Source organism: Microvirga sp. 2TAF3 (assembly GCF_052114965.1).
Lineage (GTDB): Bacteria > Pseudomonadota > Alphaproteobacteria > Rhizobiales > Beijerinckiaceae > Microvirga.
On sequence record NZ_JBFRFT010000005.1, the window covers coordinates 114861 to 127918 of the forward strand.

Annotated in this window: 11 protein-coding genes and 2 tRNA genes; all 13 read right to left on the bottom strand. The window is 62.3% G+C overall.

Annotated features, from left to right (window positions below; translation table 11 throughout):
- A complete protein-coding gene (gene nuoG, locus AB4Y97_RS07265; RefSeq protein WP_441998358.1) occupies nucleotides 1-2079 on the bottom strand; it encodes an NADH-quinone oxidoreductase subunit NuoG in 2079 nt (692 codons plus the stop codon).
- Nucleotides 2080-2087: 8 nt separating this feature from the next.
- Entirely contained in the window at nucleotides 2088-3389 is a 1302-nt protein-coding gene (gene nuoF, locus AB4Y97_RS07270) for an NADH-quinone oxidoreductase subunit NuoF (RefSeq protein ID WP_441998359.1), read from the bottom strand.
- 14 nt (nucleotides 3390-3403) lie between these two features.
- Nucleotides 3404-4471 carry an NADH-quinone oxidoreductase subunit NuoE gene (gene nuoE / locus AB4Y97_RS07275; protein WP_441998360.1) on the bottom strand — a complete coding sequence of 356 codons (1068 nt, stop codon included), beginning with the start codon at nucleotides 4469-4471 and terminating at the stop codon, nucleotides 3404-3406.
- A 114-nt stretch (nucleotides 4472-4585) separates the two neighbouring features.
- A complete protein-coding gene (locus AB4Y97_RS07280) occupies nucleotides 4586-5776 on the bottom strand; it encodes an NADH-quinone oxidoreductase subunit D (RefSeq protein ID WP_441998361.1) in 1191 nt (396 codons plus the stop codon).
- Nucleotides 5777-5796: 20 nt separating this feature from the next.
- Entirely contained in the window at nucleotides 5797-6399 is a 603-nt protein-coding gene (locus tag AB4Y97_RS07285; protein ID WP_441998362.1) for an NADH-quinone oxidoreductase subunit C, read from the bottom strand.
- 14 nt (nucleotides 6400-6413) lie between these two features.
- Entirely contained in the window at nucleotides 6414-6998 is a 585-nt protein-coding gene (locus AB4Y97_RS07290) for a NuoB/complex I 20 kDa subunit family protein (RefSeq protein WP_441998363.1), read from the bottom strand.
- Nucleotides 6989-7354 carry an NADH-quinone oxidoreductase subunit A gene (locus AB4Y97_RS07295; RefSeq protein WP_441998364.1) on the bottom strand — a complete coding sequence of 122 codons (366 nt, stop codon included), beginning with the start codon at nucleotides 7352-7354 and terminating at the stop codon, nucleotides 6989-6991. The genes AB4Y97_RS07290 and AB4Y97_RS07295 overlap by 10 nt, the downstream gene beginning before the upstream one ends.
- A gap of 173 nt (nucleotides 7355-7527) precedes the next feature.
- Entirely contained in the window at nucleotides 7528-7956 is a 429-nt protein-coding gene (locus AB4Y97_RS07300; protein WP_441998365.1) for a low affinity iron permease family protein, read from the bottom strand.
- 295 nt (nucleotides 7957-8251) lie between these two features.
- Nucleotides 8252-8328 (bottom strand) — tRNA-Asp (locus tag AB4Y97_RS07305).
- Nucleotides 8329-8442: 114 nt separating this feature from the next.
- Nucleotides 8443-8518, bottom strand: a tRNA-Val gene (locus AB4Y97_RS07310).
- Nucleotides 8519-8600: 82 nt separating this feature from the next.
- Complete coding sequence (locus tag AB4Y97_RS07315; protein ID WP_441998366.1) at nucleotides 8601-8879, bottom strand: HU family DNA-binding protein; 279 nt, start codon at nucleotides 8877-8879, stop codon at nucleotides 8601-8603.
- 197 nt (nucleotides 8880-9076) lie between these two features.
- Nucleotides 9077-11506 (bottom strand): endopeptidase La, encoded by a 2430-nt coding sequence (lon, locus tag AB4Y97_RS07320; protein ID WP_441998367.1) that lies wholly within the window; start codon nucleotides 11504-11506, stop codon nucleotides 9077-9079.
- A gap of 209 nt (nucleotides 11507-11715) precedes the next feature.
- Nucleotides 11716-12984, bottom strand: coding sequence for an ATP-dependent Clp protease ATP-binding subunit ClpX (gene clpX, locus AB4Y97_RS07325; protein WP_441998368.1), 1269 nt, complete (start codon nucleotides 12982-12984; stop codon nucleotides 11716-11718).
- Between the last annotated feature and the right edge of the window lie 74 nt (nucleotides 12985-13058).

Consider the following 13058-nt stretch of genomic DNA (forward strand, 5'->3'; position numbering starts at 1 on the left):
TTACTCGGCCGCCTCGAGCCGGAGATTACGAGCGAGCGCGGAACACTCGGCCATGACACCGGACGCCCGGGCAATCGGGTTCGTCAGATAGAAGTCCTTGATCGGGCTGGCGAAGGCCTCCCGGCCCGGGCTTCCGCCGATGCCGGCAAGCGCCTGAACCGCAGCGCCTGCGTCGGCCGGCTTGACGTCATCGATTGCGGCAAAGTGCGGATATTCCGCATAGAGCTTTGCGCGCAGGGCGTTGAGCGAGTCAAACGGCAGGCGATGCCCGAGCACGTCGGAGAGGGCGCGCAGGATCGCCCAATCCTCGCGGGCGTCGCCCGGAGCGAAGGCAGCCCGGTTGGCCATCTGCACCCGGCCTTCCGTGTTCACGTAGGTGCCGGACTTCTCCGTATAGGTCGCGCCCGGCAGGATCACGTCGGCGCGGTGAGCGCCACGATCGCCGTGGGTGCCCTGGTAGATCACGAAAGCGCCCGGCGCGACATTGATTTCGTCCGCGCCGAGATTGAACAGGACGTCCACCCCGCCATCAGTCATCTGCCGCGCGGCGAGGCCGCCCTCGCCCGGTACGAGGCCGAGATCGAGCGCGCCGACGCGGGAAGCCGCCGTATGCAGAACCGAGAAGCCGTTCCAGCCGTCCTTCACCGCACCCACGCTCTGGGCGAGCTGCGCGGCGAGGGAGAGGATCGCCAGACCGTCGGGACGGGAGAGCGCTCCCTGGCCCACGATGATGAGCGGGCGCTCGGCTCCTTTAAGCGCCTCGGCGAAGCTGTGGCGGCCAGCAAGGATGTCGGCCAGGGTCTCGGGACCGGCGCCGAGATAGTCATGGGGATAGGTCAGATCGACATTTTCGCCGATCATGCCGATCGGCGGCGGGCCGAAACGCCAGCGCTTGCGGATGCGCACATTGACGAGCGAAGCCTCGATGCGCGGGTTCGAGCCCACGATCAGGATCGCGTCCGCATCCTCGATGCCGGCGATGGTGGTGTTGAACAGGTAGGACCCGCGGCCATGAGCCGGCGACAACACCGTGCCGTCCTGACGGGCATCGACATTCGTCACGCCGAGGCTCTGCATGAGGAGCTTCAGCGCATACATCTCCTCAACCGCGGCGAGATCGCCCACGATGGCGCCGATGCGCTTCGGATCGATCCCCTTCACGCGATTGGCGATGACGCCGAACGCCTCCTGCCAGGACGCCTGACGCAGGCGGCCATTCTCGCGCACGAAGGGACGGTCGAGGCGCTGCAGGCGCAGGCCGTCGACGATGTGGCGGGCCTTGTCGGTGATCCATTCCTCGTTCACCGCCTCGTTCACGCGCGGGAGAATGCGCATGACCTCGCGGCCACGGGAATCGACGCGGATCGCGGAGCCGACCGCATCCGTCACATCGACGGAATCGGTCTTGGAAAGCTCCCACGGACGGTAATGGAAGGCCTCGGGCTTATGGGTCAGCGCGCCGACCGGGCAGAGATCCGCCGCGTTCGACTGCAACTCGGAGCCCAGCGCCCGCTCGAGATAACTCGTGATCTCCATGTCCTCGCCGCGCCAGATCGCGCCGAGATCGGACACGCCCGCCACCTCGGTGGTGAAGCGCACGCAGCGGGTGCAGTGGATGCACCGGTTCATGGAGGTCTTGATCAGCGGGCCGAGATACTTGTCCGGCACCGCGCGCTTGTTCTCGTGATAGCGGCTGGTATCGACGCCGTAGGCCATCGCCTGGTCCTGCAGGTCGCACTGGCCGCCCTGGTCGCAGATCGGGCAATCGAGCGGGTGGTTGATGAGGAGGAACTCCATCACCCCTTCCCGCGCCTTCTTGACGGTCGCCGACTTGGTGGAAACTTCCGGCGGCTCGCCATTCGGGCCGGGACGGCAATCGCGCACGCCCCAGGCGCAGGACGCGACCGGCTTCGGAGCCCCCTTCACCTCGACAAGGCACATGCGGCAATTGCCGGCGATCGAAAGACGCTCATGGAAGCAGAAGCGCGGAATTTCCGCGCCAGCCATTTCCGCCGCCTGGAGCAGCGTGAATTCCGGCGGAACGTCGACTTCAACGCCATCAACGATGATCTTGGCCATCTTCACTCTCACTCCGCCGCAATCATGACGGATTCTGAATGCGGGTTCGCCGCATAATCGTCGATCCGCTTTTCGATCTCATGCCGGAAATGCCGGATGAGGCCCTGAACCGGCCATGCCGCCGCGTCGCCGAGCGCGCAGATGGTGTGGCCTTCGATCTGGGTCGAGACTTCGAGAAGCATATCGATTTCGCGCTTCTGGGCCCGGCCTTCCGCCATGCGGTTCAACACGCGCCACATCCAGCCGGTGCCTTCGCGGCACGGGGTGCACTGGCCGCAGCTCTCATGCTTGTAGAAATACGAGATGCGGGTGATGGCGCGGACGATGTCGGTCGACTTGTCCATGACGATCACCGCCGCGGTGCCGAGGCCCGACTTCAGGTTTCGAAGCGTGTCGAAATCCATGTAAGCGTCGATGATCTGGTCGGCCGGGACGCAGGGAACCGACGAACCGCCGGGGATGACCGCAAGCAGGTTGTCCCAGCCGCCGCGAATGCCGCCGCAATGGGTGTCGATCAGTTCGCGGAAGGTGATGCCCATCGCCTCTTCCACGTTGCAGGGCTTGTTCACATGCCCCGACACGCAGAAGAGCTTGGTGCCCACGTTGTTCGGCCGGCCGATGCTGGAGAACCAGGACGCGCCGCGACGCAGGATCTCGCCCGCGACCGCAATCGATTCCACGTTGTTCACCGTGGTGGGGCAGCCGTAGAGGCCCATATTGGCCGGGAAAGGCGGCTTCAGGCGCGGCATGCCCTTCTTGCCTTCCAGGCTCTCGAGAAGCGCCGTCTCTTCGCCGCAGATATAAGCGCCTGCGCCCTGGTGAACGTAAAGGTCGAAAGGATAGCCGTGGATGTTGTCCTTGCCGATGAGCTTGGCCGCGTAGGCTTCGTCGACGGCGCGCTGCAGCGCGTGCCGCTCGGCGATGTATTCACCGCGAATGTAGATATATGCGGCATTGGCGCCCATGGCGAAGGAAGCGATGAGGCAGCCCTCGACCAGGAGATGCGGATCGTTCCGCATGATCTCCCGGTCCTTACAGGTGCCCGGCTCCGACTCGTCGGCATTGACCACGAGATAATGCGGACGTCCATCCGACTGCTTGGGCATGAAGGACCACTTCAAGCCGGTCGGGAAGCCCGCGCCGCCACGGCCGCGCAGGCCGGACTTCTTCATCTCGTCGATGATCCAGTCGCGTCCCTTCTCAAGCAGAAACTTCGTCCCGTCCCACGCGCCGCGCATCTTCGCGGCCTCGAGGTCCGGCGAGTGGAAGCCGTAGAGATTGGTGAAAATCCGGTCTTTGTCCTGAAGCATGTCCAATCTCTCCGTCAGGACGACTTGTTGTTCTTGTCGGGGGTCTTGCCCGGCTTGCTCTCGCTGCCGTCGCGGCGCGTCTCTGCATCGGAGGGCGGCGTTCCGGCGACAGGGGTCGTCGGCGCATCGGCTGTCACGCGGCCGGTTTCCGGCTTGCTCGGCGTCGCTACGTACGACTTGTCGCTTTGAGGAGCTGGCTTGCCCGCATTCTCCGTCCGTTGCTCGACCGCCGTCGCCTTCGACCCGTCGGAAGCTTCCTTGCGTTCCGCCGGGTTGACGGGCGCTTCGCCTTCCTTGGCGCGCTTGGCCGGCGTATCGACCTTCTCGGTCTCGATCGCGCGTCCCGACTCGGGCTTCGCTGGCTTCGGACTGGAAGCCGCAGTGGCCGTCGCCGCAGCCGCCTCACCTGTAGCCGCGGCGCTCACCGCCTCCTCCTCGAAGCGCTTGCGCCATGCGCCGATCATCGAGCCGTCATAAAGATGAGGATCGGTCAGAGTCTTGACGCCATCGAGCGGCTCGGAGGAGCGCCGTCCGATCTGCGAACCCTTCTTCACGGGACGTCCGGCTGCGAGATCGTCGAGAAGCTTCTCGAAGTTCTCCGTCGTCAGATCCTCGTAGTAATCGTCGTTGATCTGAACCATCGGCGCATTGCAGCAGGCGCCCAGGCACTCCACTTCGAGCCAGGAGAAGTTACCGTCGGCCGTCACATGGTTCTGATCGCCGACGCGGCGCTCGAGCACTTGTCTGATGTCTCCGGCGCCACGCAGCACGCAGGGCGTGGTGCCGCAGAACTGGATGAAATATTTTCCAACCGGATCGAGGTTGAACATCGTGTAGAAGGTCGCCACTTCCATGACGCGGATCGGCGGCATGTCGAGCAGTTCGGCGACCTTCTCGATCGCCTTGCGCGGCAACCAGCCACCAGCCTGTTCCTGCGCCCGCCAAAGCAGCGGAATCACCGCCGAGGCCTGACGTCCCGGGGGATATTTGGCAATCTGCTGCTCCGCAAAAGCCACGTTCTCGGGTGAGAACGTGAAGCTCTTGGGCTGTATTTCCTCAGGCGCGAGCTTACGAACGGCCATTGAACTCTTCTCCTCATCGTCATGGCCGGGCTTCAGAGAGCCCGGCCATTCACGACTTGAACCTTTCCACCGCGCCGAAGGCGCGGATGCCCGGCGCGATGCCGGACCAACCGATTACCGATCCACCTCGCCGAACACGATGTCGAGCGAGCCCAGGATGCCTGCGACATCGGCCAGCATGTGACCGCGGCACATGAAATCCATGGCCTGAAGATGGGCGAAACCCGGAGCGCGGATCTTGCAGCGATACGGCTTGTTGGTGCCGTCCGCCACGAGATACACGCCGAACTCTCCCTTCGGGGCCTCGACGGCGGCGTAGACCTCGCCCGCCGGCACGTGGAACCCTTCCGTATAGAGCTTGAAGTGGTGGATCAGCGCTTCCATCGAGCGCTTCATGTCCTTGCGCGACGGCGGCGAAATCTTGCCGTCGAGTGTCGTCACAGGTCCCTTTCCGGCAGGCTCGCGCAGCTTCGCGACGCACTGGCGCATGATGCGCACGCTCTGGCGCATCTCCTGCATGCGGATGACCTGACGGTCGTAGTTATCGCAGTTCTTGCCGACGGGGATGTCGAATTCCATCTCCTCGTAGCACTCGTAGGGTTGCGCCTTGCGCAGATCCCACGCGGCGCCCGAACCGCGCACCATGACGCCTGAGAAGCCCCACTTCCAGCAATCCTCCAGCGGCACGACGCCGATATCGACGTTGCGCTGCTTGAAGATGCGGTTGTCGATCACGAGATCGTCGAGATCGTCCAGCACCTTGAGGAAGGGATCGCAGAACGCCTCGATATCGTCGATCAGCTCAGGAGTGAGATCCATGCTGACGCCGCCTGGACGCACGTAATTGGCATGCATGCGCGCGCCGGAAGCGCGCTCATAGAAGATCATCAGCTTCTCGCGCTCCTCGAAGCCCCAGAGGGGCGGCGTGAGCGCGCCGACGTCCATCGCCTGCGTCGTCACGTTGAGGAGATGCGACAGAAGCCGGCCGATCTCGGAATAGAGGACGCGGATCAACTGGGCGCGCCGTGGCACGGAAATGCCGAGCAGCTTCTCGACCGCGAGGCAGTAGGCATGCTCCTGGTTCATCGGCGCGACATAGTCGAGCCGGTCGAAATAGGGCGTTGCCTGGCTATAGGTCTTGTACTCGATCAGCTTCTCCGTGCCGCGATGCAGCAGGCCGATATGCGGATCGACACGCTCGACCACTTCGCCGTCCAGCTCCAGCACAAGGCGCAGCACGCCGTGCGCCGCCGGATGTTGCGGACCGAAATTGATCGAGAAGTTGCGGATATTATGCTCGCCCATCGGCTGCTCCTCTCCGCCCTTTACGCCTTCGCCTTCTCATCGCCGGGCAGCACGTAGTCCGTGCCCTCCCACGGCGAGAGGAAGTCGAAATTGCGGAATTCCTGATTGAGCTTCACGGGCTCGTAAACCACCCTGCCCTGCGCGTCGTCGTAGCGGACCTCGACAAAGCCGGTGAGCGGAAAATCCTTGCGCAGCGGGAAACCTTCGAAGCCATAATCGGTGAGAATGCGGCGCAGATCCGGATGGCCCGAGAACAGGATGCCATACAGGTCGTAAGCCTCACGCTCGAACCAGTTGGCCGCCGGGAAAATGTCGATGATCGACGGGACCGGGGTCACTTCGTCCGTCTCGACCTTCACGCGGATCCGTTGATTCCGGTAAGGCGACAGGAAGTGATAGACCACGTCGAAACGTTGCTCGCGGCCCGGGTAATCCGCACCGCAGATATCGATGAAGGACACGAAGCGGCATTGCGGATCGTCACGCAGGAACGTGACCGTCCGCAGGATGTCCTGCCCGCGAACGACGATCGTCAGCTCGCCATAGGCGATGTCACGCCCCGTCATCGCCTCGCCGAGGGACGAGGCGATGTGGTCGCTCAAAGCTTGGAGCTCAGCATTCATGCGATGACCTTTGCTCAGCGCTCGATGGTGCCGGTGCGGCGGATCTTCTTCTGGAGAAGCAGAACGCCATAGAGCAGCGCTTCCGCCGTGGGCGGGCAGCCGGGCACGTAGATGTCGACGGGCACGATACGGTCGCAGCCGCGCACGACGGAATAGGAATAGTGGTAATAGCCGCCGCCATTGGCGCAGGAACCCATGGAAATGACGTAGCGCGGCTCGGGCATCTGGTCATAGACCTTGCGGAGCGCGGGAGCCATCTTGTTGGTCAGCGTGCCGGCGACGATCATCACGTCGGACTGGCGCGGCGAGGCGCGCGGCGCGAAACCGAAACGCTCCGCATCGTAGCGGGGCATCGACATCTGCATCATCTCGACGGCGCAGCAGGCAAGGCCGAAGGTCATCCACATGAGCGAGCCGGTGCGCGCCCAGGTGATGAGATCCTCGGCCGAAGCGACCAGGAACCCCTTGTCGGCCAGCTCGTCCTTGATCGAAACGAAATAGGGATCCGTCGCGCCTATCGGCTGCCCGGTGGCAGGATCGATGGTACCGACAGGGCGCGGGGCGACCAGAGAAGCCCTGTTATCCATGATCAATCCCATTCCAGAGCCCCCTTCTTCCACTCGTATACGAAGCCGACCGTGAGCACCCCGAGGAAGATCATCATGGAAACGAAGCCGAACCAGCCCAGATTCCCGAACGTAATGGCCCAGGGGAAGAGAAAGGCGACTTCAAGATCGAAGATGATGAAGAGAATCGCGACGAGATAGAACCGCACGTCGAACTTCATGCGGGCATCGTCAAAGGCATTGAACCCGCACTCGTAGGCCGACAGCTTTTCCGTGTCCGGGCGGCTGTAGGCGACGACAAAAGGCGCCACGAGCAGCGCCAGCCCGATCAGGAGCGACACGCCGATGAAAATCACGAGAGGCAGGTAGTCGGCGAGGAGATTCGTCATGCGACACCTAAAGGAACGGAGCTCGGCACAAAACCGGCCACAACCCATGCATTTAAGCCGCAGACGACCTAGAGAAAGGCCCTGCGACAAACACCATGGATTGCGGCCGAGGCTTATCCGAGTTCCCCTTCTCTGACAAGTGTTTGCGGTGCCGCAAAAAGAATGTTTCCAAACTAGGATGTGGCCCTTTCAGCGGCGTCGGCCGCTTTGCGGTTCGCCTTGCTCTCCGCCGTGTTCGCAGCCGCTTCCGCACTGGCCTTGGCCTCGCATTTGGCCCGAATTTCGTCCAGCTCGTCCTGGGTCAGGCGCTCGATGCCGATGAAGACATTTTGGGCCGCACTGGCCCGGATCAGTTCGTCAAGCTTGGCCTGAATCGCGGCCCCGTCCCGATTCTGTGTGTTCTGAATCAGGAAGACCATCAGGAAGGTAACGATGGTGGTGCCCGTATTCACGATCAGTTGCCAGGTATCAGAGAAACCGAAGATCGGGCCGCTCAAGGCCCATAGGGCAATCACGATCAGGCATAGCCCGAAAGTGATGGGCCGCCCCGATACCTGAGCGACCCAATTGGAGAAATCCGTGAATAATCGAGAGATCCACATGCGAACCACACCTCACCTTTCCCGGCTGATAACGCTCAGCTTCGGAAATGGCTTCATGCAGGATCGAGGAATCTTTGTCGCAATGCGGCAACGGGCTCCGGAAGCACCTCAGCGCCCCAGGGAGTCAGGCGGAACGGCTCCGGTCTCGCCGGGGCACCCGAAGCATCGACAATCAGCTTCGACACGAAAGAGAATGGGGCAGCAAGGGAAAGAAACGGCTACCGTCGGACTTAGCCGAGGACGGTGCAGCGCGGGGAGCGCCACTTAAATTCTGTTCTAATTTTCAGGATTTAAGTGGCGCGGGCGACGGGGCTCGAACCCGCGACCTCCGGCGTGACAGGCCGGCACTCTAACCAACTGAGCTACGCCCGCGCATTGGACCGCCGAAGCGGTGTGGGGGCGGTTTAAGGGGGCCTCCGACCCCTGTCAAGCGCTCCGTGCGATCCATCGTCAGAATCTTCGAGACGGTGCACGAGGCGCTGAATCTGGTGGGCGATGACGGGCTCGAACCGCCGACCCTCTCGGTGTAAACGAGATGCTCTACCAACTGAGCTAATCGCCCTTCGCGCCTGACATAAAAAGAGAAGGCCGACAACGCAAGCGCGGTCGGCCCTCTAAACAAGAAAAGGTCGCTGAAAAAGCGCTTACTTCTTGTTCACGGCTTCCTTCAGGCCCGCGCCGGCGCGGAACTTCGGGGTCTTCGAGGCCGGAACCGTCACTTTTTCGCCAGTGCGCGGGTTGCGCGCCTCGCCGGCAGCGCGGTTGGTCACCACGAAGGTGCCGAAACCAACGATTTTCACCTCGTCACCCTTCTTCAGGGCGCCGGTGATGGCCTCGATAGCGGCGTCGATCGCCTCGCCGGCCTGGCTGCGAGTCAGACCCACCTTATCGGCGACAGCCGCAACGAGCTCGCCTTTGTTCATCTTCATATCCTCCAATGATCACGGCGGCGTCCACCTTTTGTGTGCCACCGTTTCAGGGACACACCGTGTGGCGCAAAGCTGAGCTGCGCGCAAGCCCCGAAACGGCTGAAATAAGCCATTTCTTGACATTCCACATCAAAAAAAGCCCCCGGATTTGTCATCCGGGGGCCTCGTTAAAAACCTGACGTAACGTCAGTTTAGTGGGCAACGACCCCGATCGAGTCGTCCTCGACATCGGCCGTCTTGGGCCCGGTGAGGGTGGTCGCCTCGTCCCACTCGATCGGCTGAGGCATGCGAACCAGGGCATGCTCGAGAACCTGATCCATGCGGGACACGGGCACGATCTCGAGACCGTTCTTCACGCTCGCGGGGATGTCGACCAGATCCTTCGCGTTCTCCTCGGGAATCAAGACTTTCTTGATGCCGCCGCGAAGCGCCGCAAGGAGCTTTTCCTTCAATCCGCCGATGGGCAGCACCCTGCCCCGCAGCGTGACCTCACCCGTCATGGCGATATCGCGGCGAACCGGGATACCCGTAATGACGGAGACGATGGCGGTTCCCATCGCGATACCGGCCGAGGGGCCATCCTTGGGCGTCGCGCCTTCCGGCACGTGCACGTGGATGTCCTTGCGGTCGAACATGGGCGGCTCGACGCCGAAATCGACAGCCCGGGAGCGGACATAGGACGCCGCAGCCGAAATCGATTCCTTCATGACGTCGCGGAGATTACCCGTGACGGTCATCTTGCCCTTGCCCGGCATCATGATGCCTTCGATGGTGAGCAACTCGCCGCCGACCTCGGTCCAGGCCAGGCCTGTCACCGCGCCGACCATATCCTCCGCCTCGACTTCGCCGTAACGGTAGCGGGGCGGGCCGAGGAATTCCGGCAGATTGTCGGCCGTCACCTCGACCGCCTTGACCTTGGAGATGAGGATCTCCTTCACGGCCTTGCGGATGAGGTTGGCGATCTCACGCTCGAGGTTACGCACGCCCGCTTCGCGGGTGTAGCGCCGGATCAGCATGAGCAGTCCATCGTCGCTGATCGACCATTCCTTATCCGCGATGCCATGCTTCTTCATGGCGGACGGGATCAGGTGGGTGCGGGCGATCTCGGCCTTCTCCTCCTCGGTGTAACCCGCGATGCGGATCACTTCCATACGGTCGAGGAGAGGCGCCGGGATGTTCAGCGTGTTGGCCGTCGTCACGAACATCACGTTGGAGAGGTCGTAGTCGACCTCCAGGTAATGGTCGTTGAACGAGTTGTTCTGCTCAGGATCGAGAACCTCGAGCAGGGCCGCAGACGGATCGCCGCGGAAGTCCATGCCCATCTTGTCGATCTCGTCGAGCAGGATGAGCGGGTTGGACGTCTTGGCCTTGCGCATCGACTGAACGATCTTGCCGGGCATCGAGCCGATATAGGTCCGCCGGTGACCGCGGATCTCGGACTCGTCCCGAACGCCGCCGAGAGACATGCGCACGAACTCGCGTCCCGTCGCCTTGGCGATGGACTTGCCGAGCGAGGTCTTACCCACGCCGGGAGGGCCGACGAGGCAGAGGATCGGGCCCGTGAGTTTGTTGGCGCGCTGCTGCACGGCCAGATACTCGACGATGCGTTCCTTGACCTTGTCGAGGCCGTAATGATCGGCATCGAGCAGGTCCTGAGCGGCTTTAAGGTCCTTCTTGATCTTCGAGCGGCGGCCCCATGGAATGCCGAGCAGCCAATCGAGATAGTTGCGCACGACGGTCGCCTCGGCCGACATGGGCGACATCTGACGGAGCTTCTTGAGCTCGTTCATCGCCTTTTCGCGGGCTTCCTTCGTGAACTTGGTCTTCTCGATCTTCTCCTCGAGCTCAGCCAGCTCGTCGCGACCTTCATCGTCGCCGAGTTCCTTCTGGATCGCCTTCATCTGCTCGTTGAGGTAGTACTCGCGCTGCGTCTTCTCCATCTGACGCTTCACGCGGGTACGAATCCGCTTTTCGACCTGAAGCACGGAGATTTCACTCTCCATCAGGCCAAGCACCTTCTCGAGTCGCTGGGCAACGGTCGGAATTTCGAGGATCGCCTGCTTGTCGGCGATCTTGATCGCAAGATGCGAAGCGATCGTATCGGCAAGCTTGGCCGGCTCATCGATCTGGGTCACGGCCGAGACGACCTCGGGCGAAACCTTCTTGTTGAGCTTCACGTAATTTTCGAATTCGGACACGACGGAGCGCGCAAGCGCTTCGGTCTCGATCTGATCGCCGAGCGAGTCGGCAAGCACTTCGGCCTCCGCCTCGTAATATTCATCTGTCCGGGTATAGGCTTTGACCTGGGCACGGCTCGCGCCTTCCACCAGCACCTTCACGGTGCCGTCGGGCAGCTTCAGAAGCTGCAGCACATTGGCCAGGGTTCCGACCTTGTAGATTGCATCCGTAGCCGGATCGTCATCCGTCGCATCGATCTGGGTTGCCAGAAGAATGTGACGGTCCCCCTTGACCACTTCCTCGAGCGCGCGGATCGACTTCTCGCGGCCGACGAAGAGCGGCACGATCATATGCGGGAAGACGACGATGTCACGCAGAGGCAGAACCGCATAGGTTCCAGTCGAGCCCGGAACGACAGGCTGACGTGGCTTCGATTGTGTCATAAGACGACATCCTTTCGACAGCGTCCGACAAACTCCTCCAATGAGCGGGCTCGCGGACGGATAACCGAAACGCTCAAGCTTTTATGATTGGCTGCGTCCGGTACGTGGCGCCGTCCCTCGAACGATGAGCGGACAACATTCACGCAAGAGATAATGTGGCGTGGCGGGCACAATGTTTCAAGAACGGTGCCCGCCACGGAAGCTGAACCTTACGCGCTGACGCTCGCGGTCTGTTCACCGCGGTCGCCATGAATGAAGAGCGGCTTGGCCTTGCCCTCGATGACCTCCGGCCCGATCACCACCTGCTCGACGGAATCGAGCCCCGGCAGATCATACATGGTCTCCAGGAGGATGCCCTCCATGATGGAGCGCAGGCCGCGGGCGCCGGTCTTCCGCTCGATCGCCTTGCGGGCGATCATGGAAAGCGCCTCGTCCTGGAAGGTCAGGCTGACATTTTCCATCTCGAAGAGGCGCTGATATTGCTTCACCAGGGCGTTCTTGGGCTCCTGGAGGATGCGCTTCAGGGCTTCCTCGTCCAGATCTTCGAGGGTCGCGAGGACCGGCAGACGGCCCACGAATTCGGGGATCAGGCCGAATTTCAGCAGATCCTCGGGCTCGACACCACGGAAGATTTCGCCCGTCCGGCGGTCGTCCGGAGCCTCGACGGAGGCGCCGAAGCCGATAGACGTGCCCTTGCCGCGCCCCGAGATGATCCGCTCCAGCCCGGCGAAGGCGCCGCCGCAGATGAACAGGATGTTCGTCGTATCCACTTGCAGGAATTCCTGCTGCGGGTGCTTGCGGCCGCCCTGGGGAGGCACGGAGGCGACGGTGCCTTCCATGATCTTCAGAAGGGCCTGCTGCACGCCCTCGCCCGAAACGTCCCGGGTGATGGAGGGGTTGTCCGACTTACGGGAAATCTTGTCGATTTCGTCGATATAGACGATGCCGCGCTGGGCCCGTTCCACATTGTAGTCGGAGGCCTGGAGCAGCTTGAGGATGATGTTCTCCACATCCTCGCCCACATAGCCGGCCTCGGTCAGGGTCGTGGCGTCCGCCATCGTGAACGGCACGTCGAGGATCCGGGCGAGGGTCTGCGCCAGCAGGGTCTTGCCCGAGCCGGTGGGGCCGATGAGCAGGATATTCGACTTCGCCAGTTCGACGTCATTGTGCTTCGTCGCATGGGCGAGGCGCTTGTAATGGTTGTGGACCGCGACCGAGAGCACCTTCTTCGCGTGCTCCTGCCCGATCACGTAATCATCGAGAACGCGGCTGATCTCCTTCGGGGTCGGGACGCCGTCGCGGGACTTCACGAGCGACGATTTCGACTCCTCCCGGATGATGTCCATGCACAGCTCGACGCATTCATCGCAAATGAATACGGTCGGGCCGGCGATCAGCTTGCGAACCTCATGCTGGCTCTTGCCGCAGAAGGAGCAGTAAAGCGTGCTCTTGGAGTCGTTGCCGCCAGCCTTGGTCATTATCACATCTCCAATCGATACCGGGACGATAGGCCGACCCAGTATCTTTTAAGTTTAGGAGCGCCGGAGCTAAC